The following is a 23,835-nucleotide window of genomic DNA, read 5'->3' as shown; positions in this document are numbered from 1 at the left end:
GAAGACGGCATACGAGATTTCTGCCTGTCTCGTGGGCTCGGAGATGTGTATAAGAGACAGCTGCTGGTGGGGGGTGCGCTGGTGGCGTGGGTGGGTGCGGTGTCGGGTGCGTGGGTGGGGCCGGTGGGCCGGCTGTCGTTGGTGGGGGTGGTGCCGGTGCTGGGGGTGGTGTTTCCGGTGGGGGTGGGCCAGTTGTCGGTGGTGGGGGTTTCGGTTCCGGTCTGGAGGTCGAACTGCTGGGTGGGGGTGCCGCCGAGGGCGGCGGTCATGTAGGCGGTCCAGATCCTGGTGGGGAAGGTGCCGCCGTTGATCCGGGTGAGTCCGGCGGTGCCGGACAGGGGTTCTTTGGCGTGGGTCTTCGGGTTCTCGCGGAACAGGCCGACGGTGGTGGTGAGTTCGGGGGTGTAGCCGGCGAACCAGGCGGAGAGGTTGGAGTCGGTGGTGCCGGTCTTGCCGGCGGCGGGGCGGCCGAGGTCGAGGGCGGCGGCGCCGGTGCCGCGGGGGCTGACGACGTCGCGCAGGACGTCGGTGACGGAGTCGGCGAAGCCGCGGCCGAGGGCGTCGGTGGGGTTGTGTGCGGGCATCTTGGGGACGTCGATGGCGCCGCCGGGGTTGACGCGTTCGAGTTTGAGGACGGACCACGGGGTGTGGGCCTGGCCGTGGTTGGCGAGGGTGGCGTAGGCGCCGGCCAGGTCGAGGGCGCTGGGGGTGGCGGTGCCGAGGGTCATCGAGGTGTTGGCCGGGTCCATGCCGCGGACGTTGTCGGGGATGCCGAGTTTGACGGCGGTCTCCCGGACGCGGGCGAGTCCGGCGTCCACGCCTTCCTGGGCGTAGACGGAGTTGACGGATTTCACCATGGCGTAGCGCAGGGTGATGTCGCCGTAGTCGATGTTGTCCTCGTTGGGTGGCGCGTACGGGGTGGGGCCGCCGGTGACGGGGCGTTCGCTGGTGCCGTCGTAGCGGGTTTCGGTGGTGATGGGGCGGCCGTCGAGGGTGTGCTGGGCGAGTAGGCCGGCGGCGAGGTCGATCGGTTTGAAGGTGGAGCCGATCTGGTTGTCCTGGCGCAGGGCGTCGTTGTAGGGCTGCTTGGCGTAGTCGGGGCCGCCGTAGACGGCGACGACGCGGCCGGTGGCGGGTTCGACGGAGGCGCCGGCGATGCGGACGTCGGTGTCGGTGGTGGGGCGGGCCTTGGGGTCGAGTTCGTCGGTGAGTTCGTCCTGGACGGCCTTGACGAAGGCGTCCTGCTTGGGTTTGTCGAAGGTGGTGGTGATCCGCCAGCCGCCGGCTTTGAGGGTGGGGGCGTCGATGGTGCCGGTGGAGATCAGGTAGTCGTCGGCGACGCCGACGAGGTAGCCGGCCTGGCCGGAGAGGCCGGTGGCGGGCTGGGGGTCGATCGGTTCGGGGAAGGTGGCGGCGGTGCGGTCGGCGGTGGTGAGGAAGCCGAGTTGGACCATGCCGTCGAGGGTGTAGTTCCAGCGGGCCATGGCCTTCTCGCGGTTGGCGGGGGTGGCCGTCTTCACGTCGTAGAGGCTGGGGGCCTGGAGCAGTGAGGCGAGGTAGGCGCCCTGGGTGAGGGTGAGGGCGGAGGCGTCGACGCCGTAGTAGGCGTGGGCGGCGCTCTGGATGCCGTAGGCGCCGCGGCCGAAGTAGCTGCTGTTGAGGTATCCGGCCAGGATGTCCTTCTTGTCGCGCTGCTGGTCGACCTTGAGGGCGATGAGGAGTTCGCGGCCCTTGCGCTCGATGGTCTGGTCCTGGGTCAGGTAGTAGTTCTTGACGTACTGCTGGGTGATGGTGGAGCCGCCTTGCATGCCCTTGCCGAGGAGGGTGTTCCAGCCGGCCCGGAGCATGCCTTTCAGGTCGATGCCGCGGTTCTGGTAGAAGGTGCGGTCCTCGGCGGAGACGACGGCTTGCTGGGTCTGTAGCGGGATCTGGTCGATGGTGACGTCGGTGCGGTTGACGGCGCCGGTGCGGGCGATCTCGGTGGTGCCGTCGGCGTAGAGGTAGATGTTGTTCTGGGCGACGGCGTGGGCGTTGGCGTCGGGCACCGGGACGATGACGTAGAGCACGGCGAAGCTGCCGACGGCGATCAGGAAGAGCGCGGTGAGGGTGCCGAGGGTGATCCGCCAGGTGGGCAGGAGCCGGCGCCAGAGCGGGAGGGCGCGGCGGGCCTCGCGGCGGGCGGCCCGTTTGGCCTGGCGGCGGGTGCTCAAGGTCATGCGGCGATTATGTGCTATTTGACGGCCGGTCAGCGGTGGGTGGGGCTGGTCGGCGGGCTCGGGAAATCCGGGTGCGGGGGCTGATCGTCGGCGGTACGGTGAAAGGTGCAAACCGGATAGCGCACCCACTTCGGCAGCTCCGTCCGTCCGGCCCGGTACCCCCGGGTTCGGCGGGTCGGGGCCGCTGGGGTGTGCGCCGGTGTCGAGTGGTGTCCTTCCGGGCCCGTCTGCGTCTTCTGCGCGCGAGCCTGTGCCCGTAATTGTCGATAAGGAGACAATATGCTGAATGCTGTCCCCGCCGGGGCAAGGCCCCCCGATCCCACGGCGGCCCCGGCCGCCTCCCCCCGGCCCGACGCGGCCGCCGCCCTCGGGCTCTACGCCGCCGTCGCCCACGGCGCCTTCCGCCGCTACTCCACCTACCGCGCCGCCACCCTGGCCGGCACCTTCACCAACACCGTCTTCGGCATCATCCTCGCCTCCTCCTTCCTCGCCCTGTGGCAGGCCCGCCCCGGCCTCGGCGGCTACGACCAGAGCCAGGCCGTCACGTACATCTGGGTCAGCCAGGCCCTGCTGGTCACCGTCGCCGTGTGGGGCGGAGGCTTCCAGGACGACGTCCAGGACCGCTTCCGCAGCGGGGACATCGCCGTCGACCTCTACCGTCCGGTCGACTTCCAGGGCTGGTGGCTGGCCACCGACCTCGGCCGGGCCGCCTTCCAACTGCTGGTCCGCGGCACCGGGCCGATGCTGGTGGGCGCCCTGGTGTTCCGCACCCGGCTGCCCGAAAACCCGCTGACCTGGGCGTTCTTCCTGCTCTCGGTGCTGCTCGCGGTCGTGGTCAGCTTCGGGCTGCGCTTCCTGGTCTCGATCACCGGCTTCTGGCTGCACGACTCGGAGGGCGTGCGCTCGGTGATGCTGGTGGTCTCGATGTTCTTCTCCGGCATGCTGCTGCCGATCGCGCTGTTCCCCGGCCTGCTCGGCGACCTCGCCCCGGTGCTGCCCTGGGCGGCGCTGGTGAAGGTACCGACGGACGTCTTCCTGGAGCGCGCGAGCGGCAGCGGACTGCTCGGGGCGCTCGGCTTCCAGCTCGCCTGGGCGGCCGCGCTGCTCGCCGCCGGACGGGGCGCGCAGTGGCTGGCGACCCGCCGGGTGGTGGTGCAGGGTGGCTGAGCAGCTCCTGGCCCACCGCGGCGAGCCCCTCGCGGCGCGCACCGCCTGGGCGGTGCGCTCCTGGTGGCTCTGCGCCCGGATGTGGATGCGCTCGATGATGGCCTACCGGGCCTCCTTCGCACTGAACCTCCTGGCGAGCCTGGCCACCCACTCCCTCGACTTCGTCGTGCTGGTGATCATGTTCCGGCACACCGACCGGCTCGGCGGCTGGAACCTGCCGGAGATCGCCTTCCTCTACGCCACCGCGACCTTCTCGCTCGGCGTCGCCAACATGCTGGTCGGCTCGGTCGACGGCCTCGGCGTGCGGATCGTCAACGGATCCCTGGACACCATGCTGATCCGCCCCGCTCCCGCGCTCTCCCAGCTGTGCGCCGAACGCTTCTCGCTGCGCCGGCTCGGCCGCCCGCTCCAGGCCGTGGCGGTGCTCGCCTGGTCGCTGGCTGCCCTGGACGTGCACTGGACCTGGGACCGGGTGCTGCTCGTGCCCGTCCTGCTGGTCTGCGGCAGCGTCATCTTCGGCGCGATCTACGTCGGCGGCGCCACCGTCCAGTTCTGGTGGGGCGAGTCCAAGGAGATCCAGAACTCCTTCACCTACGGCGGCGCGACCCTGCTGCACTACCCGCCGACCATCTTCGCCAAGGAACTCGTCGCCGGGGTGGTCTTCGGCGTCCCGCTGGCCTTCGTCAACTGGCTGCCCGCGCTGCACATCCTCGGCCGGCCCGACCCGCTCGGCCTGCCCGTCGCCTTCCAGTACGCCTCGCCGGTCGCCGCCGCCCTCTGCGTCGCCGCCGCCGGGCTCGCCTGGCGCGCCGGGCTGCGCGCCTACCGCGGGACCGGCAGCTGAACGTCGTCCGGACCACCGTTCGGACCGCCGTCTGGACTCCCGTCCGGACCCCCGTCGCTCTCAAGGAGTTTCCATGGCACTGATCGAACTCCAGGACGTCCGCCGCAGCTTCACCGTACGGGCCCGCACCGGCCGGTTCAGCCGGACCAAGCGCGAGGTGCGCGCGGTGGACGGGCTCAGCTTCACCGTCGAGGCCGGCGAGTGCGTCGGCTACATCGGGCCCAACGGCGCCGGCAAGTCCACCACCATCAAGATGCTCACCGGCATCCTCGTCCCCAGCTCCGGACGGCTGCGGGTGGCCGGGGTCGACCCGGCCCGCGAACGCGTCACGCTGGCCCGCCGGATCGGCGTCGTCTTCGGCCAGCGCACCACCCTCTGGTGGGACCTCCCGCTGCGCGACTCCTTCGAACTCGCCCGCCGGATCTACCGCATCCCCGACCGGCGGTACCGCGAGAACCTCGACCGCTGCGTCGAACTGCTCGACCTGGGCGCTCTGTTGGACACCCCCGTCCGCCAGCTCTCGCTCGGCCAGCGGATGCGCGGCGACCTCGCGGCGGCACTGCTGCACGACCCCCAGGTGCTCTACCTGGACGAGCCGACCATCGGCCTGGACGTGGTCAGCAAGGGCAAGGTGCGCGAGTTCCTGCGCGAGGTCAACCGCGACCGGGGCACCACGGTGCTGCTCACCACCCACGACCTGACCGACATCGAACAGCTCTGCGACCGGGTGATGGTGATCGACCACGGCCGGGTGGTCTACGACGGCGGGCTGGACGGCCTGCACGCCACCGGCCGCAGCGAGCGGACGCTCGTGGTGGACCTCGCCGAGGCCCGGGCCCCGATCGACGTGGCCGGGGCCCGGGTGGTCAAGGTCGAGGGGCCGCGCCAGTGGCTGGCCTTCCCGGCGCCGCAGAGCGCCGCGCCGATCGTGGCGGCGGTCGCGGAGCGGTACCCGCTGGTGGACCTCTCGGTGCGCGAGCCGGCCATCGAGGACGTGATCGCCCGGATGTACGCGGAGGTCGCGATCGGCTGAGCGGTCGGTCGGCTGGGCTGTCCGGTCGCCGTGCGTGTGCGCGTACGGCGGCCGGGCGGGTGTTCTGCCCGCCGTCCCCGGTGCGGGTGACGGTCGTGACTCCCGACTCCGGAGCCGAGTTGGCCCTCCGTCACCCACCGACACCAGGACCGGAGGCCCACCGCCCGATGGCCGTACCCGACGTGACCGTGGTGGTCGCGGTCCACAACGCCATGCCGTACCTCACCGCCTGCCTGGACTCGCTGGTCGGGCAGTCCCTGGCGCCGGGGCGGCTGGAGGTGGTGGCGGTGGACGACGGCTCCACGGATGGCGGCGGGGCGCTGCTGGACGAGTACGCGGCCCGCCACCCCGGGCTGTTCCGGGTGGCGCACCAGCCCGACTCGGGTGGCCCGGCGGGCCCGACCAACCGCGGCCTGGCGTTGGCCCGCGGCCGCTACGTGCTGTTCCTCGGCGCGGACGACCGGCTCGGCGCGGAGGCGCTGGAGCGGCTGGTCGCGGCCGCCGACGCCTGGGGCTCGGACGTGGTGGTGCCCGAGCAGGTCGGGGTGAACGGGCGGCTGGTGCCGCAGGGGATCTTCCACGCCGACGCGGAGTCGGTGGGCTTCGCCGACTCCGCGCTGGCCTGGGCGCTGGCCGACAGCAAGCTGTTCCGGACGGATCTCATCCGGTGCCACGGGCTGCGCCACGACGAGGAGTTGAAGGTCTTCTCGGACCAGCCGTTCACCCTGGAGGCCTGCCTGCGGGCGGGCCGGGTGTCCGTCCTCGCCGACTACGACTGCTACTTCCTGGTGCTGCGCGAGGACCTGGGCAATGCCACCGAGCGGGCCGGGGTGCTGGACCGGCTGCGCGGGATCGCCGCGCTCCAGCAGGTGGCGGCCGAACTGGCCGTACCGGGCGAGGAGTTGGACGCCATCCGGGTGCGCGGCTTCAGCTGGGACGTGCCGCGGCTGCTGGGGGCGGGCTTCCTGCTGCTGGACGACCGGCTGCAGGAGCGGGTGTGCCGCGAAGTCGCCCGGCTGGTCGAGCGGTTCGGCGCCCGTGAGGTGTACCACCGGTTGCCGGTGGCCGGGCGGGTGCGGCTCGAACTCGCCGTGGCCGTACGGCCGGACGCGCTGCGCGACCAGATCCGGTACGAGGCCGCGCACGGTGAGCCGCCGGTGGTCGTGGAGGGCCGGCGGCACTACGCGGGCTACCCGGCGTTCCGGGACGACCGGCTCGGGCTGCCGGACGAGCTGTTCCTGCTGCGGGAGGAGCCGGTGGTCGAGGCGGCCCCGCCGTTGAACCTGGCCCAGCAGCTGTGGCGCGGCATCGTCCCGGCGCAGGTGCGGCGCGGGCTGCGGCGCCACCGGGTGTGGCGCCGGCTGGCCAACTCGGTGAACGGCGGCCGGGGGTGAGGCCGGGGGCGGGTGGCGCTCCGGAGGCGCGGCGGGCGGCGGGGCTCCGCTCCGGGGCCGGGTAGCGGGGCGGGGCCGGGTCCGGAGTTCTGCGTGGTCGGGCTGTCCAGGCGCGTGACCGTCCGCATGCCCGGCGTAACGGTCCGCACGCCCGGCGCGTGATCGCGAGGCGCGCCCCCGCCCGCGCCGGGCACCGGGCAGACTGGCGGGGTGAGTGACGATGCCTTCAACGGGACCGGCCCCGGGGTCCGGTTCACCGCGGCCGACGAAGAGAAGAGACAGGGCGTCCGCCGGATGAAGACCATCGCGACCGGCCTGCTGGCCTTCGCGACCCTGGTCTTCGCCCTCTCCACCTGGGCCAAGGCGGCCGGGGCCGGCGCCTGGGCGGGGTACGTGGCGGCCGCCGCCGAGGCGGGCATGGTCGGCGCGCTGGCCGACTGGTTCGCGGTGACCGCGCTGTTCCGCCGCCCCTTCGGCCTGCCGATCCCGCACACCGCGATCATCCCGACCAAGAAGGACGCCTTCGGGCGCTCGCTCGGCGACTTCGTCGGCGACAACTTCCTCTCCGGTCACGTGGTGCGCGGGCGCCTCGCGGCGCTCGGCATCGGCCGGCGGCTGGGGGAGTGGCTGGCCGCGCCGGGCAGCGCCGAGCGGGTCACCAAGGAGGCCTCGGCGGCGCTGCGCGGCCTGCTCGCGGTGCTGCGCGACGAGGACGTGCGGGCGGTGGTCGCCGAGGCGGTGACCAGGCGGGCCGCCGCCACCTCGGTGGCCGAGCCGATGGGCCGGATGCTCGGCAAGGTGGTCGCGGACGGCGGGCACCACGGCGTGGTGGACCTGGTGGCCGTCCGGGCGCACGGCTGGCTGACCGCCAACCACGAGGACGTGGTGCAGAAGGTGACCCAGAAGACCCCGGGCTGGACGCCCAGGTTCATCGACCACCAGGTCGGCGAGCGGGTCTACAAGGAGCTGCTGCGCTTCGTCACCGACATCCGCGACGACCCGGACCACCCGGCCCGCGGCGCGATCGACAACTTCCTCGCCGACTTCGCGACCGAGCTGCAGACCGACCCGGAGACCATCGCCCGGGTCGAGCGGGCCAAGGGCGAGCTGCTGGCCCGCCCCGAGGTGCAGGACCTGATCAACTCCACCTGGGCGGCCGTGCGCACCCTGGTGATGGGTGCGGCCGAGGACGAGGACAGCGAACTGCGCCGGCGCATCCGCGAGGGCGTGCGCCGCTTCGGCGAGCGCCTGGCCACCGACGCCAAGCTGCAGGCCAAGGTGGACGGCTGGCTGCAGGACGCCGCCCAGTACCTGGTCGACACCTACCGCGCCGAGATCACCTCGCTGATCTCCGAGACGGTGGCGGGCTGGGACGCCGACGAGGCCTCCCGCAAGATCGAGGCCAACGTCGGCCGCGACCTGCAGTTCATCCGGATCAACGGCACCGTGGTCGGCGCCCTGGCCGGGCTGCTGATCCACACCGCGGCCTCCGCGCTCGGGGGCTGAGCCGGGCGCTCGTCCGTCCGGGGTGAGCCGGCCCGGCCTATGCTTGCCAGCACTGTCGGAACGCGCGTAGAAGGCGCGGAGAACGAAGAAGGGCACCGCCGTGGTCCAGCCGGACGGAAGTCGGATCGGAAACCCCACCGGAAGCACCGGTAGCACTGGTAGCACCGGTGACACCGGGAGCAAGAGCGGCATCGAGGCGTTCATCGCCGGGATGCCCAAGGCGGAACTGCACGTCCACCACGTCGGCTCGGCCTCGCCGCGGGTCGTCGCCGAACTGGCCGCCCGCCACGCCGGGGGGTCCAAGGTGCCCACCGACCCGGCGGCGCTCGCCGAGTACTTCACCTTCACCGACTTCGCGCACTTCATCGAGGTCTACCTGAGCGTCGTGGACCTGGTCCGGGACGCCGAGGACGTCCGGGCGCTCACCTACGGCGTCGCCGAGGACATGGCGCGCCAGAACATCCGGTACGCCGAGCTGACCATCACGCCGTACTCCTCGGTCAAGCGGGGCATCCCCGAGGTCGCCTTCATGGAGGCGATCGAGGACGCCCGGCTGCGCGCCGAGAAGGAGCTCGGCGTGGTGCTGCGCTGGTGCTTCGACATCCCGGGCGAGGCCGGCCTGGAGGCGGCCGAGGTGACCGCCCGGCTGGCCACCGAGCTGGCCCCCGAGGGCCTGGTCAGCTTCGGCCTGGGCGGCCCGGAGATCGGCGTGCCGCGCCCGCAGTTCAAGCCGTACTTCGACCGGGCGCGCGCGGCCGGCCTGCACAGCGTCCCGCACGCGGGCGAGACCACCGGGCCGGAGACGGTCTGGGACGCGATCCGGGAGCTCGGCGCCGAGCGCATCGGGCACGGCACCCAGGCGGTCGGGGACCCGGCGCTGCTCGACCACCTGGGCGAGCACCGGATCGCGCTGGAGGTCTGCCCGACCTCCAACATCGCCACCCGGGCCGTGGGGCGGATCGAGGACCACCCGATCAAGCGGATGGTGGACGCCGGGCTGCTGGTGACGGTCAACAGCGACGACCCGCCGATGTTCGGCACCGACCTCAACACCGAGTACGCGGTGGCGGCTCGGCTGCTGGGCCTGGACGAGGCCGGGGTGGCGGCGCTGGCCCGCAACGCGGTCGAGGCCTCCTTCCTGGACCGGGCCGGCAAGGCGCGGCTGGTCGGCGAGATCGACGCCCACCTGGCGGGCTGGCGGCGCTGACCTCCTCCCGCTCCTCGCTCCTCGCTGTTCCCCTTGTGCACCGCCCCGTCGGCCTCGGCCGGCGGGGCGGTGCCGTTTCCCGGCCCCGCCGAGAGGTGGTGCCAAAGTGGTGCCACTAATGACTCGACATGGCACCATTGCTGTGCCATGCTTGAGCCATGGACCTCACGCCGTACGTCGAGAACCTCCGGAACGAGCTCGCGGTGGCCGCCGCCGCCGGCGGGGACGAAGCCCGCGCGCTGGCCGAGCGGCTGACGCTCCCGCTGGAGTCGGCCGTGCGGCTCACCCTGCTCAACGCGCTCTCGGCCGCCATGGGCGAGGTCACCCGCGACCTCGCCCCGGGTTCGGTGGACGTGCGTCTGCGCGGGCTCGACCCGGAGTTCGTGGTGACGGCGCCGCCGGGCTCCGGCGGCTTCCACGGCGACGTGTCGCCCGTGGTGCCGTCGATGGCGCCTTCGATGGTGCCACCAGTGGTGCCACCGATGGCGCCTCCGCTGGCTCCCACGGCGCCGGCACTGCCGGAGTCGGACGAGAGCGGCACCGCCCGGATCAATCTGCGCCTGCCCGCCAACCTCAAGGCCCGGGCGGAGGAGGCCGCCGGGCAGGAGGGCCTCTCCCTCAACGCCTGGCTGGTCCGGGCCGTCGCCGGGGCGCTGGAGGGCGGTCAGCCGGCCGCCCGCCCGGCGGCCGATCCGGGCACCCGCGCCCCGCGCAGCGTCGGCGGCCAGGGCTTCACCGGCTGGGTCCACTGACACTTCCGCACCGCCCGAACTCCCCGCACCTGCACCTGCACCTTCAACGTCACCCCCGCTCCGACCAGCGGGAACACCTACACGAGTCAAGAGGACGGGACAGCCATGCCTACGTACGAGACGGACGGACCGATCTCCGCCACCCTGGAGTTCGAGATCGGCTCGGTGTGGATCCGCGCGAGCAAGCGCACCGACGCCGTGGTCGAGGTCCGCCCCGCCAACGCGGCCAGGGAGGCGGACGTCAAGGCCGCCGAGCTGACCCAGGTCGACTTCTCCGGCGGCCGGATCACCCTCAAGGGTCCCAAGCAGCGCACCGTGTTCTCCAACAAGAAGGGCTCGATCGAGATCCTGGTCGACCTGCCGGCCGGCTCCGAGGTGCACGCCGAGTCCCCGATGGCGGACTTCGTCACCGAAGGCCCGCTCGGCGACTGCCGGCTGAAGGCCTCCATGGGCCGGATCCAGATCGACCAGGCCGAGAACGTGCGGCTCAAGACCGACCACGGGGACATCCGGCTCGGCGCGGTCACCGGGGACGCCGAGGTGTCCGGCGCCGGCCGGATCGAGGTCGGCACCGTCGAGGGCCGGCTGACGGTCAAGAACAGCAACGGCGACACCGAGATCGACGAGGTGCACGGCGAGCTGACGGCCAACGCCTCCAACGGCCGGATCCACGTCGGCGTCGCACAGGCGGGCGTGGACGCCAAGACGGCCAACGGCCACATCCGGCTCGGCCGGGTCGTCCGGGGCAAGATCGCCCTGAACACCGGCGTGGGGGACTTGGAGGTCGGCATCGCCGAGGGCACGGCGGCCTGGCTCGACGTGCACAGCAAGTTCGGCAGCGTCCGCCACGACCTCGGCACGAGCGAGGGCCCGGGCGACGCCCGGGAGACGGTCGAGGTCCGCGGTCAGACCCAGGTCGGCAGCGTCGTCATCCGGAGGGCGTGATGGCGGCGATCTCCGCGGTCGGGCTGACCAAGTCGTACGGGGAGAAGGCGGTCCTGAGGGGCGTCGACCTGGACATCCCGGCGGGCAGCGTGTTCGCCCTGCTCGGGCCGAACGGCGCCGGCAAGACCACCACGGTGCAGATCCTCTCCACCCTGATCCCCGCCGACGGCGGCTCGGCCCGGGTGGCCGGGCAGGACGTGGTCCGGCAGGCCGACGGGGTACGGAAGGCGATCGGGGTGACCGGCCAGTTCTCGGCCGTGGACAACCTGCTCACCGCCGAGGAGAACCTCATGCTGATGGCCGACCTCAATCACCTCCGCCGTCGGGAGGGGCGGAGGCGAGCCGAGGCCCTGCTGCGGCGCTTCGACCTCACCGAAGCCTCGCGCACGCCCGTCACCACCTTCTCCGGCGGCATGCGGCGCAAGCTCGACCTGGCGATGACACTGGTCGGGGACCCGAAGGTGATCTTCCTCGACGAGCCGACCACCGGGCTGGACCCGCGCAGCCGGCGCACCATGTGGGAGATCATCCGCGGGCTGGTCGCCGACCACGGGGTGACGATCTTCCTCACCACCCAGTATCTGGACGAGGCCGACCAACTCGCCGACCGGATAGCCGTCCTGGACGGCGGCCGGATCGTCGCCGAGGGCACCGCCGAGGAGCTCAAGCGGATCGTCCCCGGCGGGCGGATCCGGCTCCAGTTCGCCGACGCCGGCCAACTGGGCGCCGCCGCCGCACTGTTCGACTACGCCGCCGCCGACACCGAGGCGCTGCGGCTGGACATCCCGGGGGACAACTCCGTCCTCACGGTGAAGGCCGTACTGGACGCGCTCGACAACGCCTCCGTCCGGGCCGAGTCGCTGGTCGTGGAGACGGCCGATCTGGACGACGTGTTCCTCACACTCACCGGGGAGGGTGCGCGATGAGCGCGACGACGAGCGCGACGAGCGCGACGAGTACGACGACGGGCACGACGAGGAGCTACGCGGTCAGCGACTCGCTGACCATGCTGCGGCGCAACCTCAAGCGCGCGCAGCGGTACCCGGCGATGACCTTCTCGGTCGTGGTGATGCCGGTGATGATGCTGGCGCTCTTCAACTACGCCTACGGGGGCGCGCTGGGAGCGGGGATCGGCGGCGGCAGCTACATCGACTACGTGACGCCGGGCATCGTCCTGATGACGGCGACGGCGGGTTCGGTCGCCACGGCGGTGGGCGTCTGCGTCGACATGACGGAAGGCATCGTCAACCGCTTCCGCACGATGGCGATATCCCGATCGGCGTTCCTGGCCGGGCACGTGGTCAGCAGCGTGATCCAGACCATGGCCGCGCTGGTGCTGGTGATCGGGGCGGCCTTCGCGATGGGCTTCCGGTCGAACGCGGGCCCGCTGGAGTGGCTGGCGGCCGCGGGGCTGCTGATGTTCGTCACGCTGTCGCTGACGTGGGTCTCGGCGGGGATCGGGCTGGTGTCGAAGACACCGGAGAGCGCGAGCAACACGCCCCTGCCGCTGACCTTCCTGCCCTTCATCGGCAGCGCCATCGTCCCGCCCGACTCCATGCCGACCGTGCTGCGCTGGTTCGCCGAGTACCAGCCCTTCACCCCCGTCATCGAGACCCTGCGCGGCCTGCTGACGGGCACCGAGATCGGCACCAGCGCCTGGAGCGCCCTCGCCTGGTGCACCGGGCTGACGCTGCTCGGCTACTTCTGGTCGAGGAGCATCTTCTACCGGCGGTGACGGGGGTACGGCCGGTAGCCCACCGGGCCCGGGCGGCGGATCAACCCGCCGCCCGGGCCACAGGGGCATCCCGTAGTAAAGTCCCGGCAAAGGACAACTCCGGGGGGAGCAAATGACGGTGACGCGTCGCAAGCAGATCGTGTGGTGGCTCAGAGGCGCGGCGCTGGCGGCGCTCCTCGCGTACCTGCCGGGCTACCTCTCCTCCCGCTCCGGCGGCCTGGTCGAGGTCGAGCGCCTGCTGAACCACCCGGTACTGCTGCTCGGGTCCGCGGTCGTACTCCTCGTGCTGTCCATGGTGATCCGGTTCGAGTTCCGGACGCGCTGGGCGCAGATCGGCTTCGCGGCCGTCCTGTCACCGCTCATCGTCATCGGGATCGCGATCGGATCCCTGTCGTACGTCCTCGGCGGCGACGGGCGACTGGTCGCACGGAAGCCCGGCCCGGACCGTCCCGACCACGTCCTGACCGTCACCGACATCGCCTTCTCGATCGACCCGATCTACCGCGTGGAACTGCTGACCGGCACCGGCTGGTCCGCCCGGCACTGGAGCCTGGGCACCTGGGAGGAGAACGACGGCTTCCTGAAGGCCGAGTGGACCGGACCGGGCCGGATCGCGGTGACCGCGGAGCACGAGACCAGGGTCTACACCGTCGACGGGGACGGACGGCCGGCCGGGCCGGAGGTCACCCGCCGGTAGCAGGTGCCTGCCGGGGGCCGGGGGTGGTCGGCGGCCGGGGCCGGGGCCGGTCGGCGGTCGGCGGTCGGCGGCCGGGGGCCGGGGGTTCACCAGCGGTCGATGCCCATGGTCTTCGCCGCGCTGTGGATGGCGTTGTAGTGGGGAATCGACATGTCGGACTTCTTCTGGCCCGCAGGCAGGTTCTTGTCCGCCGCGCGGAACTCGTCCCGGGCGGAGGCGAGCAGGCTGGTGCCGTAGGAGACCGGGACGTCGTTCTTGCCGTGGATCGGGTGAGACTTGGCGGCGGTCTGGCTGCCGGCGTTGGCGAGGATGCTGCGGGCCTGGTTGTAGGCGTCGGCCTTGACCGTCTTCGGGTTGCGGACCTCTGCCTGCACCCCGGCCACCGGCTGCGCCTGAGCGGCGGCGGTGGCGACGGGCGCGGCGGCGACGCCGAGGGCGCCGGCGGTCACGACGATCGCGAGGGTGTTCCGGAGGAGCCTGTCCATGTGGAGTCGTCCTTCAGTTGAGTGAGTGTCAGGGATTCGTTGCCGCAATGGATTTGTGAACGGTGCGGGTGCGAATGCCTCGACCACTACCCCGGCCTTCCGCAGCGGAAAACCGCCTTCCGCTCGGAGGGTTCGGAAGCGGTGCGATCAAGCCGTTTTCTCGATCTGCGGTCGTCGTGATCTGCGGTAGTCGTATCGCCATACTGGCGGGATGGATGCTGAGTTCTACCCCGACCTCGCCGCCGCCGGAAGCCTGGGAGCTGTCCTGGAACGGACGGCGGCCGAGTTGGCGCTGGACATCACGGTGTTGCCGGGCCATTGGGGCGTGACCTCGGCGGGGATCGCCGCCTCCGCCTCCGGGCGCCAGCCGCTCGACGTCCACATCGGCGCCGAGAGGCGCTGGTTCGGCGTCACCGGCGCGAGCCAGGGGATCGAGATGATCACGGGTGCCACCACGGACCTCCGGGACGTCGTCCGGGCGGGCGCGGCCTGGGGAAGCGGGAAGAGCCTGCGGGACATGCACGAGTTGCTGCCGTGGCTGAGGTCCGGTGAGTTCGCGCAGGCAGTCGAGCGCGGCCCGGCCGCAGCGGTCGACATGGGCTGGCGCCAGCTCCGGCAGCAGGCAGCGGAGGCGCCCGACTACCCGGAGTTCGGGGCGCTGGTGGAGGCGACGCATGCCGAACCGAGGCTGCGGCAGCTGTTCCCGTTCTCCAGCATGTGGCGCGTCGGCTTCCGGGCCTGCGTCGGCTTCCCGTACCCGCCGGCGGTCGTCATCGTCCCCGGCCGCGGGAGCCGCCCGTACCGCGTCCAGCGCACCCTCGGCCACCAGGGCGAGGACGGCCGGCGCGACGACGGCCGGCGCGACGAGGACCTGATCGGTGAGGTCGGGACGGCAGCCGAAGCGGCCGCCCTCGCCGTGGCCCACCTCCCCGCGGACCTCGGCCCGGCCGTTGCCGGGCCCGACGACCTGTGAGCGATGACCTTGAGCAATGATGCCGTGGAGAGCGCCGGGCAGCCGGACCTGGACGAGATCGAGCGGTGGTTCGCCGCCGTGGCGGACGGCCGGGTGAGCCGGGAGGAGGCCGACCGCTGGGCCGGGCGGTGGCTCCTCGACGACGAACTCGGGTGGGACGAACTGTCCCTGTGGGCGCTGGGCCTGCTGTACGGCATCGACCTGCCGGTCGCGCCCGGCGGGCCGTACCTGCACGGCGAGGCGCAGGTCCGGGAGTGGCTGGCGCAGTTGCGGCGCCGTCGGGGCCGGTGAGGGCCGGTGAGGACCCCGGCCACGCCCGCTCAGGCCACGCCCGCCCCGGCCGCGCCCGCTCCGCCGCCCGCCCGCTCAGGCCGCGGCGGCGGCGCCGCGCAGGCGGGCGGCCGAGCGGAACAGCAGCACCGCCGCAACCAGGACCGGGCTGAAGCCCACCGCGCAGGCGGCGAGCAGGTTGACCGGGGTCAGCCCGGCCGGGGAGGCGGCGAACGCGGCGGCGGCCAGGGGCGCGGTCAGGACGGGGGCGAGCAGGAACAGGGCCGCCTGCTTCTTCTGCCGTCGCGTCCACACCCGGGACCTGCCGACCCGGGTGGCGGCGATGACGGCGGCGGCCAGCGCGAGCGCGGGCCCGACGGCCGGGACGAGGAGCAGCGGGAACGGCAGTACGGCGAACAGCAGCGTCAGGTTGGTGCGGCCGGTGCCCTCCGGCTCGGGCCGGGTCAGGCCCTCCTCGTCGAGTGCAGCGTCGGCGATCCGCCGGGGGCTGCCGAGCTGGTCCAGCACGGCGCGGACGGCGGCTTCGTCGGCCGGGTCGTGGTCGGCGAGCGAGACCTCGATGTGTTCGTGCAGGTCGGCCAGCAGTTCGCGGCGGCGCTCCTCGGGCAGCGGCGCGGTGTAGCGGGTGACCGCGTCGAGGTGGGCGCGGACCAGGGGGTGCTCGGTGGGGTTGTTCACGGGTTCTCTCCCAGGTCGAGGACGTGGTCGACGGTTTCGCGGAAGGCGGGCCAGAGCGCGGCGAATTCCTGCAGCGCTTCCCGGCCGGCGTCGGTGAGCGTGTAGTAGCGGCGGGACGGGCCACTGGCGGAGTCCCGCAGGAAGGTGTCGGCGAGCCCGGCGCGGCGCAGCCGGGACAGCAGCGGGTAGATCGTGCCCTGGCTGGTGGCGAGCATGGGGTACCGGCCGAGCTCCTGCAGCAGCTCGACGCCGTAGCGCGGGCCGTCGCGCAGGAGCGCCAGCACGCAGTACTCCAGTACGCCCTTGCGCAGCTGGGTCGCCACCGGCCCGTCGGGGGCATCGGCGGAGCCGCCGGTGTTGGTGATGCCAGGTACCATGCATCACAAGGTAGCAGGCGGAGCAAGGTAGCGGTAGCGCAGCCGCCCGGCCACCGATGAGGCGGCCGGGCGGCGAATTCGGGCGGTCGGGAAGCTAGGCGAGCAGCCGGGCCGGGAGGTACGGGGACTCGACGTGGACGGCCCAGCCCCGGCGGCGGGCGTGGCAGGCGAGCCCGAGGATGTCGAGGCTGAGCGCGGCGTCGGGGTCGGTGGCGCGGTCGGCGACCAGGTAGTGGTCGCGGTGGGCTTCGAGGGCGTCGATCAGGGCCAGGTTGAAGCTGGTCTCGTCGCCCTCGACGAGCTGGGAGAAGAGGACGACGGGCGGCGCGAGGAACCCCCAGTCCTCGGCCTTCTTGAGGTCGCGCAGGGCCTGTTCGGTGGCCGGGAGCGGGTCGATGCCCCGGAAGTAGTCGTGCAGGGCGACGCGGTAGGAGGCGTACCCGGAGCGGTCGGCGGTGGAGTGGGTGGGGCCGGCGAGGACGATCGGGGCGAGGTCCTCGCGCGCGCCGGTGATCAGGGCGAGGTCGAGGGCGAGCTGCCAGAGGCCGGGGCCGGAGTCCTCGTCCCGGGTGGCGGGGTAGCGGACCGTACGGCCGTCGATGGTGACCTCGGCCTCGGTGCCGGGCTCGGCGAGGGCGATGCGGAAGAGGGCGGCGCCCAGCTGGGAGCCCAGGCGCAGGCCGGCGAGCTGGGTGTCGGTGACGTCGGCGGACTGCGAGGCGCGGGCCCGCAGCAGGAGTGTCTGCGTGCCCAGGGCGCGGGCGAGCCGGGAGACGGTGTGGCGGTCGTCGGGCCCGGGGTTGATCGCCTCCCGGGTGCGCTGCTCGTACAGCGCCTCGCTGTCGGGGTGGAGGGGGAGGGCCGGGGTCGGGCGGTCCAGGTGGACGGGCCCGGCGGCGAGCTGGGCGACGGCGTCGGGGCGCCGGTCGCGGCCGAGGCCGGCGACGCGGGGCTCGGGGGTCGGGAAGCCGGTGACCAGGGCGTGCGGGAGGTAGTCGGTGTCGACGGCGGGGAGCCAGCCGTGGGCCCGGTGGGCGAGCGCGGCGAGGGCGAGGGGGAGCAGCGGCAGGAGGCTGCGGGGGCGGGTGCCGCCGGCGCGGCCGAGCAGGGAGAGCAGCCCGGCGTCGAAGGCCGCGCGGTCTTCGGCGGCGAGGGCGCGCAGGGTGCGCAGAGCGAGGGTGGCGTCGCTGTCCCGGTCCTCGATCTGGGCCAGCGCGGCGTCGATGGCGGCGAGCCGCTGTTCGGCGGTGTCGGCGTCGGGCGCGTTCTGGTCGCGGGTGTAGCCGAGGAGGTGGGCCATGAAGCCGTTGGTCAGCTGGGCGGCGGAGTAGCCGCCGCCGGCGGGCATGGCCTGCCAGGTGAAGGCGAAGGCCTCGCCGTGCCAGGCGACCTTGTCGGAGAGGATCGCGAGGCAGAGCGCGTCGAGCCAGTACTGCGGGAGGACGAGGCTCCGGCGGAGGGTGTCGTCCGCGTCGTCGGGGTCGTAGCTCATCCCGAAGTTGGGGTAGTCGAGGAAGACGTGGAAGTTGTCGTGCGAGTAGTACGCGGCGAACGCGATGGCGCCGGCGGCGGCCTCGGTGGCGTCCTTGAGGACGGCCTTGGCCTCGGGGGTGTCCAGGGCGGGGGTGTCGGCGGAGAGTGCGCCGAGGTAGTCGAGGAACTCGTCGGCGATCAGCCGCCATTCGGTGGCGGTCATCAGACCGGCGCGCGAGTAGGAGTGGACCATGCCTCCGATTCGGTCGGCGAAGCCCTCGCGGGCCTCCGAAACCGCCGACTCGTCCACCTGGTGACGCTCGATCCGCACAGCTCTGCTCCTTGTTCCCTTGCTTGGTCGCCAGCCTAGACGCGGGGGCTGACAGCGTTCGGCGCGGGGGCGATGGACGGACGCCAGGTTTCAAACGGCGTTTGAAAAAGCTCGTGATCGCGCTAGTGTCATGATCGGCAGCATCGGACCGCGCCGGGGGTGAGGCCTGGTTCCGTATGCCACGGGGGAGTTGACGGTCAGTCCGGCGGGGCTGATCGGGGCGCGGGCGCGCCCGGGCCCACCGCTGCCGCACCGAACCGTCGTGACCACGAGGGAGAGCACATGACGGAAAGCCTGAGCCGCGAACTGTCCAAGGTCGTCGACCAGGAGGTGGCCAAGCTCCTGGAGCGGACGGAGCGGGACGTCGCCCGCACGGTCAACCGCGCGCTGGGCGTGCCCGAGGAGGCACCGGCCTTCGACACCGTCCGCTGGCAGGCCCGGCTCGACGAACTGCTCGCCGCCCACCGCATCCACGGCGCCACCCTGGCCGTGCTCGCCGACGGTGAGATCCACGAACTGGCCTCCGGCATCCTGCACTCGGAGACCGGCGTCACCGTGACCACCGACTCCGTGTTCCAGATCGGCTCCGTCAGCAAGGGCTACACCGCCGCGATGGTGGTGCTGCTCGCGGAGGCCGGAAAGCTGGACCTCGACGCCCCGGTGGTCGACGTCCTGCCCGAGTTCGCGATCGCCGACGAGGAGGCGAGCCGGACCATCACGCCGCGTCAACTCCTCAACCACACCAGCGGCATCGAGGGCGACTACGTCAACGACACCGGCCGCGGGGACGACTGCCTGGCCCGCTACATCGAGGGGGTGCGGACGGTCGGACTCACCAACCCGCCCGGGGCGACGGTCTCCTACTCCAGCACCGCGTACAACGTCCTCGGCCGAATCGTCGAGGTCGTGACCGGCGGCACGTGGGACGAGGCGCTCAGGGAACTGCTGACCGGCCCGCTCGGGCTGGAGCACACCATGACCCTGCCGGAGGAGGTGCTGCGCTTCCGGGCCGCCATGGGGCACATGGCCGACCCTGGCGAGGAGCCGGTGCCCACGCCGCTGTGGAACATGCTGCCCCGCTCGGCCGGCCCGTACGGCGGGATCTGCGCGACGGCGGCCGATGTCGCCCGGTTCGCCCGGCTGTTCGTGGACGGCGGCGTCGCACCGGACGGGACGCGGGTGCTGCCGGTGGCGGTCGTCGAGGCGATGCTGAACCGCGAGGTCGAGATGCCCGACCAGTGGTTCCTGGGGGCCCATTGGGGTCTCGGCTGGGGACTGTTCGAGTGGGACGGCGTCCGCGGGTTCGGCCACGACGGCAGCACGTTCGGGCAGCTGGCGTACCTGCGGGCGATACCGGAGAAGGGCGTCGCGGTGGTGCTGCTCACGAACGGCGGGGGAGCGGCACCCAAGGTGTTCGAGGCGCTGTGCAGGGACCTGTCGGCGGAGTTCGCGGGCGTGACGATGCCCGGGTTCGAGCCGCCGGCCGAGCCGGTGGCGGTCGAGGTCGGGGAGTTCGTCGGGAGGTACAAGCGCGAGGGCTTCCTGATGACGATCGCCGAGGCGGAGAACGGGCTGCGGCTCACGTACGAGGGGGCCGATGGCCTCGCGGGGACGTTCGACCCGCTGGTGTGGGAGCTGACGGCGGTGTCGCACACGCCGACGAAGACCGTGTTCGCGGGGCGGCGGAACGAGAAGGACGCGTGGATACCGGTGGTGTTCTACGCGCTGGCTGACGGCAGCCGGTACGTGCACTTCGGTGTGCGGGCCACGGCGAAGGCGGCGTGAGGGAGGGGCGGGCCGTTCGACGAACGGCCCGCCCCTTTGGCTTACGTCAGACGTCGAACTCCCCGGCACGGATGGCGGAGACGAGGTCACGCCATTCGCTGACATCGAGTTGGGCGATCGCCTCGGGTCGAAGGCTGCTTCGGACGTAGACGGTGTCAGAGGTGACTGATACCTCCGGGCAGTTGCTTGCATTGGAGCATGCACTCGGCCGAATCCAGGCGCGGTTCTCCATCGGCTATATCTCCTTCTTGACCTTCGCGATCAGATCACGGGAGCCCTCAACCGAGAGAGACCTGTCAGTCATCTGTTCAACGACCGTACGGTACTCCTTCAGGTGCTCAGCCAGGTGGAGGAAGATCGGCCCCTCCATGGAGTCGTAGCTGACGGTGTCGAGCCTGGGTACGGGCCCGTTCGCGTAATTGATCGCCTGGCCAGGTCCCTTGAAGCCTCCAGCCGCGAAGCTGATCACTCGAAGCGTGACATGTGGCAGCTGGGACAACTCCAGCATCCAGTCCAGTTGTTCCCGTGCCACGTCCCGGCCGCCGAACTGCATGCGGAGAGCCGCCTCGTGCACGATCGCCGTGTATGGCTGGGTGCCTTTCGCCATCAACATCTCGGATCGCAGCATTCGTTGCTCAACACGCGTCTCCACGACGCGCGGGGTCAGCTGGACCTGATTGTCCTGGAAGATCGCGCGACTGTAGCGCTCCGACTGCATGGGGCCTGGCGGGTGGCAAATTTGGTAGGAGTACATGCCCTTTGCGTGGTGCTCAAACTCGCAGATGTCGAGAAACCCCTGCGGAACGAAGCCTCGATACTCGTCCCACCAGCCCTTTCGCCTGTCCTCGGCCATGGCTGCAAGAGCCTCGATGTACGCGGCGTCGGTCTCGCCGAAGGCTTCGGCGAGTGCGCGGACTCGCTCGGCCGTGATCGGGTAGTGCCCCTTCTCAACCTGAGTGATCTTCGTGCGATCCAGTCCGAAGACAGCTGCGGCCTGGGCGGTCGTCTGGCGGGCGCTGTCTCGCATCTTCCGCAGCTCGATGCCCAACCGTTCCTGCCGGGCTGATGGGGTGGTACGTGGTGGCATGGCCCAAGCATCTACGCCACCCAGTCAACAGTCCAGCGCCTGCTGGTGGACCATGTTTCCGGATTAGGTGGCACATGTGAGCCACGATGCCCTACAGTCTGTGATGCACCGATCACCGAACGGATCGTCAGAAGCGCCGCTCGGGCACCGAAGAACACCCATGCCCAGTGGGCACGTTCACGGCGACGCATCCGCCGGTCTCACCCTTTCCCCCTTCGGGAGACCCCTGTGCGCAACCTCAACTCCCCTTCCCTCACCCTCTCCCGCGACGCCCTGCGCGACGGCATGACCCGCGCGGGGTGGCCGCCCTCCTCCATCGCGGACGCCGAACTCGCCATGGTCGAACTGATCGTCAACGCCTGGCGGCACGCGAACACGACCTCCCCGGTCGTCCTCATCCTCTTCCTCTCCAACACCCTCCGGGTCACCGTCTCCGACCGCAGCCCGAGCCTCCCGGAGGATCAGCCCCTCTCCGTCCTCGCCGAGTCCGGCCGGGGCCTCCAGCTGGTCGCCGGCCTCACCCACCGTTGGGGCGTCGACCCCCAGCAGCTCGGCAAAACCATCTGGTTCGAGTTGGACGGTGCCGTGTGAGCGCCCACCACCCCATCCACCCGGCGGACCCGGCCCTGCTCCACCTCACCATCCGCCAACTCTCCGAGCTGATCATCGAACTCCGCACCGAAGGACGCGAGTTCGGCCTCCCCTGGCCCTCCGCCGCCCCGGGTGAGACCAACCTCCACGGTCTGCGCCTCATCAACCTCGGCAACATCCCGGCCAGCACCCTGATCAACCTCCTCGCGCTCCTCCGCGAGTACAAGCGCAACCGGGACGCCCACCACCGATGCTCGAACTCCTGACCCTCAACCTCCTGGCCGCCCTCCTCGGCGCCCTCGGCGAGGCTCGCACCCAGCATCTCCGCCCCACCCCCGCCTGACCGCACAACGGGCCGCACCCCGATCACCCCGGGGCGCGGCCCGTGCGCTCACCCCTTGGCGTGAAGATCTGCGCAAAGTGCCGCGCGGTCCGGCCAGTGAACGACATCCTGAATCCCCCATCCCGTTCCAAAGGGCCCAGCCATGAACCTCATCAGCGACGGCCAGCTCTTCCCGGAGGTGACGCGCAGTGCAGACTTTTGAGCAACTCTTCGCTGCGGCCCAGCGCTCCGCCGTCCACTTGGAGATGCGCGACGGATACATGCGCGACGACCCGGTGTTCGCCGCCTGGCAGGAAGGCCGGATCGAACTGGACGGCCGTGACGAGACCGCCTGGCGCCGTCTCGTCCGCGAAGCCGCCGCTCGCGGCATCGCGGTCCGGCGCGCGCGGATCGTGTCGGAGCCGCTGAGCGACTACACCCGCTTCGAGTACGACATCACCTCGGACCACAACATCGCCGCGGGCGAGGACATCCGCTGGTTGCCCCGCCGGAATGCGACCGACCTCGCACTCCCCGGCAATGACTTCTGGCTCTTCGACGGCAGCACCCTGCTGGTCAACCACTTCGACGGCAGCGGCAACTGGACCGACACCGAACCGGTCGCCGATGCCGCAACGGTGAAGCTCTGCGCCGGAGCCTTCGACGCCGTCTGGACCCGGGCCGTCCCGCACGACGACTACCGTCCCGCCTGATCCACCACTTGCCAACCCGGCACCTCGGGTCGAGCCGTCACTCATCAGTCTGGAAATCTGCCCGAACCACCCCGCGCACCACCCTGTGGACGGCATCCTGGTGTCCCACCGAGCGAGAGGGAGTCCATCCATGAAGCTCAAGTTCCTTGGCAGCACCAGCGAGACGGGCGACTGCCCCACCCTCTACGAGACCCACTTCGCGATCCCCATCGGAGAGTTCAGCCGGCAGGTGGCGTCCGGAGTGTGAGTACCGATTTCCAGCAGGCTCGATTGTCCCTCGGAGCGCGACTGCGTGAGTTGCGCTCCGAGGCGGGCGTGAACGGCCGTGACCTGGCCGCACGACTGGGTTGGCCGGCATCAAAGGTGTCGAAGCTGGAGAACGGCAAGCAGACGGCAACCCCCGCAGATCTTCAAGCATGGGCTGAGGCGATCGGGCGGCCGGAAGCGGCTCCAGAGCTGAAGGCAAGGTTGCGAGGCCTCGAATCCCGCTACCGGAGATGGACTCGGGTGCTGGCGGGTGGCCATCGCGTACGGCAGGAGGCCGGAGTCAGCCACAGCCGCGAGACGAGAGTGACCACCGGCTACGAACCTGCGATCGTCCCGGGCATCTTCCAAATCGCCGAGTACGCCAGACACGTGCTGACTCATGCGAGCAATCTCCATGGTGGGCCGCGCGACATCGACGAAGGCGTCCGGGCCCGTTTGAAACGCCAGGAGTCTCTCTACCATTCGGCGAAGCGCTTCCGGTTCATCATGGCCGAGGCTGCGCTGTACGTGCAGATCTGCCCGCCTGATGTCCTGGCAGCCCAACTCGACCGATTGGTTGGCCTACTCGGCCTCGACACGGTGGAGATGGGAATCGTTCCACTCGGCGCCCCGGTGACCGTTATTCCGAAGCACGGGTTCTGGATCTACGACGACAGGTTCGTGACCGTCGAGACGTGGAACGCCGAGATGTGGCTGGACGAGCCGTCCGACATCGCGCTGTACCGGAAGGTCTGGGAGAAGCAGCACGCGGCGGCCGTGTACGGCCCTTCGGCACACCGCCTCATCGCCCGCGCCCGCTCGGCCCTGGCGCCCGGCTGAGAAATCTGCGGAAGCCTCGCCGCTCACAGGAGAAAACCGGAGAAATCCTGCGAAAGGCAGGCCAGTTCAATCCCTACCGTGCTGACCGAGGCGGAACTACCGCACGCATGGAGGGAGCAGAACCATGACCACCCCACCCCCCAAGCC

At 71.4% G+C, this 23,835-nt stretch carries 25 protein-coding genes; 18 read left to right on the top strand and 7 right to left on the bottom strand.

Annotation, left to right across the window (positions count from 1 at the left end):
• Positions 1 to 2,216 (bottom strand): transglycosylase domain-containing protein (locus OP86_RS28300; RefSeq protein WP_051830837.1); only part of this gene is annotated, 2,216 nt, incomplete at its 3' end.
• Positions 2,217 to 2,495: 279 nt separating this feature from the next.
• Between OP86_RS28300 and OP86_RS28295 the strand changes: the two genes are divergently transcribed.
• The 11 genes from OP86_RS28295 to OP86_RS28245 all read left to right on the top strand — a co-directional run bounded on the left by OP86_RS28295 (position 2,496) and on the right by OP86_RS28245 (position 13,496).
• Positions 2,496 to 3,383, top strand: a complete 888-nt coding sequence (locus tag OP86_RS28295) for an ABC transporter permease (RefSeq protein WP_078589276.1) — start codon at positions 2,496 to 2,498, stop codon at positions 3,381 to 3,383.
• Complete coding sequence (locus tag OP86_RS28290) at positions 3,376 to 4,227, top strand: ABC transporter permease (protein ID WP_324604101.1); 852 nt, start codon at positions 3,376 to 3,378, stop codon at positions 4,225 to 4,227. The genes OP86_RS28295 and OP86_RS28290 overlap by 8 nt, the downstream gene beginning before the upstream one ends.
• Before the next feature lie 73 nt (positions 4,228 to 4,300).
• Positions 4,301 to 5,260, top strand: coding sequence for an ABC transporter ATP-binding protein (locus OP86_RS28285; RefSeq protein ID WP_051830835.1), 960 nt, complete (start codon positions 4,301 to 4,303; stop codon positions 5,258 to 5,260).
• Positions 5,261 to 5,427: 167 nt separating this feature from the next.
• Positions 5,428 to 6,654, top strand: a complete 1,227-nt coding sequence (locus tag OP86_RS28280) for a glycosyltransferase family 2 protein (RefSeq protein ID WP_051830833.1) — start codon at positions 5,428 to 5,430, stop codon at positions 6,652 to 6,654.
• A gap of 210 nt (positions 6,655 to 6,864) precedes the next feature.
• Positions 6,865 to 8,160, top strand: coding sequence for a DUF445 domain-containing protein (locus OP86_RS28275; protein ID WP_030060537.1), 1,296 nt, complete (start codon positions 6,865 to 6,867; stop codon positions 8,158 to 8,160).
• 190 nt (positions 8,161 to 8,350) lie between these two features.
• A complete protein-coding gene (locus OP86_RS28270; protein ID WP_267883123.1) occupies positions 8,351 to 9,367 on the top strand; it encodes an adenosine deaminase in 1,017 nt (338 codons plus the stop codon).
• A 158-nt stretch (positions 9,368 to 9,525) separates the two neighbouring features.
• Positions 9,526 to 10,119, top strand: a complete 594-nt coding sequence (locus OP86_RS28265; RefSeq protein WP_030259819.1) for a toxin-antitoxin system HicB family antitoxin — start codon at positions 9,526 to 9,528, stop codon at positions 10,117 to 10,119.
• Between the two features lie 105 nt (positions 10,120 to 10,224).
• Positions 10,225 to 11,064, top strand: a complete 840-nt coding sequence (locus tag OP86_RS28260; protein ID WP_030060540.1) for a DUF4097 family beta strand repeat-containing protein — start codon at positions 10,225 to 10,227, stop codon at positions 11,062 to 11,064.
• Entirely contained in the window at positions 11,064 to 11,990 is a 927-nt protein-coding gene (locus tag OP86_RS28255; RefSeq protein ID WP_030060541.1) for an ATP-binding cassette domain-containing protein, read from the top strand. The genes OP86_RS28260 and OP86_RS28255 overlap by 1 nt, the downstream gene beginning before the upstream one ends.
• Positions 11,987 to 12,799: an ABC transporter permease gene (locus tag OP86_RS28250; RefSeq protein ID WP_051830831.1), complete on the top strand. Its 813-nt coding sequence runs from the start codon at positions 11,987 to 11,989 to the stop codon at positions 12,797 to 12,799. Before OP86_RS28255 ends, OP86_RS28250 begins: the two co-directional genes overlap by 4 nt.
• A 112-nt stretch (positions 12,800 to 12,911) precedes the next feature.
• The gene (locus OP86_RS28245; protein ID WP_030060543.1) at positions 12,912 to 13,496 is read left to right on the top strand and encodes a hypothetical protein; all 585 of its coding nucleotides are present in this window, start codon (positions 12,912 to 12,914) and stop codon (positions 13,494 to 13,496) included.
• An 86-nt stretch (positions 13,497 to 13,582) separates the two neighbouring features.
• Here OP86_RS28245 and OP86_RS34045 read toward each other — a convergent pair whose 3' ends face one another.
• On the bottom strand, positions 13,583 to 13,981 hold the full coding sequence (locus tag OP86_RS34045; protein ID WP_051830830.1) for a hypothetical protein: 399 nt from the start codon (positions 13,979 to 13,981) through the stop codon (positions 13,583 to 13,585).
• 211 nt (positions 13,982 to 14,192) lie between these two features.
• Between OP86_RS34045 and OP86_RS28235 the strand changes: the two genes are divergently transcribed.
• A complete protein-coding gene (locus tag OP86_RS28235) occupies positions 14,193 to 14,954 on the top strand; it encodes a DUF6193 family natural product biosynthesis protein (RefSeq protein WP_051830829.1) in 762 nt (253 codons plus the stop codon).
• 3 nt (positions 14,955 to 14,957) lie between these two features.
• Entirely contained in the window at positions 14,958 to 15,245 is a 288-nt protein-coding gene (locus tag OP86_RS28230) for a hypothetical protein (RefSeq protein ID WP_051830828.1), read from the top strand.
• 75 nt (positions 15,246 to 15,320) lie between these two features.
• On the opposite strand, the gene OP86_RS34040 is transcribed toward OP86_RS28230, so the two are convergent.
• The 3 genes from OP86_RS34040 to OP86_RS28215 all read right to left on the bottom strand — a co-directional run bounded on the left by OP86_RS34040 (position 15,321) and on the right by OP86_RS28215 (position 18,104).
• A complete protein-coding gene (locus OP86_RS34040) occupies positions 15,321 to 15,923 on the bottom strand; it encodes an HAAS signaling domain-containing protein (RefSeq protein ID WP_030259827.1) in 603 nt (200 codons plus the stop codon).
• A complete protein-coding gene (locus tag OP86_RS28220; RefSeq protein ID WP_030060549.1) occupies positions 15,920 to 16,300 on the bottom strand; it encodes a PadR family transcriptional regulator in 381 nt (126 codons plus the stop codon). The genes OP86_RS34040 and OP86_RS28220 overlap by 4 nt, the downstream gene beginning before the upstream one ends.
• Positions 16,301 to 16,394: 94 nt before the next feature.
• Positions 16,395 to 18,104, bottom strand: a complete 1,710-nt coding sequence (locus OP86_RS28215) for an immunity 49 family protein (protein ID WP_030060550.1) — start codon at positions 18,102 to 18,104, stop codon at positions 16,395 to 16,397.
• Between the two features lie 282 nt (positions 18,105 to 18,386).
• On the opposite strand from OP86_RS28215, the gene OP86_RS28210 reads away from it, so the two are divergent.
• Complete coding sequence (locus OP86_RS28210; protein WP_078589278.1) at positions 18,387 to 19,889, top strand: serine hydrolase domain-containing protein; 1,503 nt, start codon at positions 18,387 to 18,389, stop codon at positions 19,887 to 19,889.
• 46 nt (positions 19,890 to 19,935) lie between these two features.
• On the opposite strand, the gene OP86_RS35280 is transcribed toward OP86_RS28210, so the two are convergent.
• Together OP86_RS35280 and OP86_RS28205 are read right to left on the bottom strand one after the other, a co-directional pair.
• Entirely contained in the window at positions 19,936 to 20,121 is a 186-nt protein-coding gene (locus tag OP86_RS35280; protein ID WP_078589280.1) for a DUF397 domain-containing protein, read from the bottom strand.
• Between the two features lie 3 nt (positions 20,122 to 20,124).
• The gene (locus tag OP86_RS28205; RefSeq protein ID WP_051830826.1) at positions 20,125 to 20,937 is read right to left on the bottom strand and encodes a DUF5753 domain-containing protein; all 813 of its coding nucleotides are present in this window, start codon (positions 20,935 to 20,937) and stop codon (positions 20,125 to 20,127) included.
• 267 nt (positions 20,938 to 21,204) lie between these two features.
• On the opposite strand from OP86_RS28205, the gene OP86_RS28200 reads away from it, so the two are divergent.
• From OP86_RS28200 to OP86_RS28185, 4 genes are all read left to right on the top strand, one after another.
• Positions 21,205 to 21,567, top strand: coding sequence for an ATP-binding protein (locus OP86_RS28200; protein WP_033333759.1), 363 nt, complete (start codon positions 21,205 to 21,207; stop codon positions 21,565 to 21,567).
• A complete protein-coding gene (locus OP86_RS36165; RefSeq protein WP_030060554.1) occupies positions 21,564 to 21,833 on the top strand; it encodes a hypothetical protein in 270 nt (89 codons plus the stop codon). The genes OP86_RS28200 and OP86_RS36165 overlap by 4 nt, the downstream gene beginning before the upstream one ends.
• A gap of 265 nt (positions 21,834 to 22,098) precedes the next feature.
• Positions 22,099 to 22,602, top strand: coding sequence for a DUF6879 family protein (locus OP86_RS28190; protein WP_078589282.1), 504 nt, complete (start codon positions 22,099 to 22,101; stop codon positions 22,600 to 22,602).
• 243 nt (positions 22,603 to 22,845) lie between these two features.
• On the top strand, positions 22,846 to 23,688 hold the full coding sequence (locus OP86_RS28185) for a helix-turn-helix domain-containing protein (RefSeq protein WP_030060556.1): 843 nt from the start codon (positions 22,846 to 22,848) through the stop codon (positions 23,686 to 23,688).
• The last annotated feature ends 147 nt before the right edge of the window (positions 23,689 to 23,835 follow it).

Source organism: Streptomyces novaecaesareae (assembly GCF_000716875.1).
GTDB classification, from domain to species: Bacteria; Actinomycetota; Actinomycetes; order Streptomycetales; family Streptomycetaceae; genus Kitasatospora; species Kitasatospora novaecaesareae.
Note: the sequence above shows the minus strand (reverse complement) of the source record. Positions and strands in the feature narration are given on the sequence as shown.

Excerpts from the sequence above, each read along its gene's own strand:
- OP86_RS28295 (WP_078589276.1), top strand. The coding sequence starts at position 2,496 with ATGCTGAATGCTGTCCCCGCCGGGGCAAGGCCCCCCGATCCCACGGCG.
- OP86_RS28285 (WP_051830835.1), top strand. The coding sequence starts at position 4,301 with ATGGCACTGATCGAACTCCAGGACGTCCGCCGCAGCTTCACCGTACGG.
- OP86_RS28280 (WP_051830833.1), top strand. The coding sequence starts at position 5,428 with ATGGCCGTACCCGACGTGACCGTGGTGGTCGCGGTCCACAACGCCATG.
- OP86_RS28265 (WP_030259819.1), top strand. The coding sequence starts at position 9,526 with ATGGACCTCACGCCGTACGTCGAGAACCTCCGGAACGAGCTCGCGGTG.
- OP86_RS28260 (WP_030060540.1), top strand. The coding sequence starts at position 10,225 with ATGCCTACGTACGAGACGGACGGACCGATCTCCGCCACCCTGGAGTTC.
- OP86_RS28255 (WP_030060541.1), top strand. The coding sequence starts at position 11,064 with ATGGCGGCGATCTCCGCGGTCGGGCTGACCAAGTCGTACGGGGAGAAG.
- OP86_RS28250 (WP_051830831.1), top strand. The coding sequence starts at position 11,987 with ATGAGCGCGACGACGAGCGCGACGAGCGCGACGAGTACGACGACGGGC.
- OP86_RS28245 (WP_030060543.1), top strand. The coding sequence starts at position 12,912 with ATGACGGTGACGCGTCGCAAGCAGATCGTGTGGTGGCTCAGAGGCGCG.
- OP86_RS34045 (WP_051830830.1), bottom strand. The coding sequence starts at position 13,981 with ATGGACAGGCTCCTCCGGAACACCCTCGCGATCGTCGTGACCGCCGGC.
- OP86_RS28235 (WP_051830829.1), top strand. The coding sequence starts at position 14,193 with ATGGATGCTGAGTTCTACCCCGACCTCGCCGCCGCCGGAAGCCTGGGA.
- OP86_RS28230 (WP_051830828.1), top strand. The coding sequence starts at position 14,958 with ATGACCTTGAGCAATGATGCCGTGGAGAGCGCCGGGCAGCCGGACCTG.
- OP86_RS28220 (WP_030060549.1), bottom strand. The coding sequence starts at position 16,300 with ATGGTACCTGGCATCACCAACACCGGCGGCTCCGCCGATGCCCCCGAC.
- OP86_RS28210 (WP_078589278.1), top strand. The coding sequence starts at position 18,387 with ATGACGGAAAGCCTGAGCCGCGAACTGTCCAAGGTCGTCGACCAGGAG.
- OP86_RS35280 (WP_078589280.1), bottom strand. The coding sequence starts at position 20,121 with ATGGAGAACCGCGCCTGGATTCGGCCGAGTGCATGCTCCAATGCAAGC.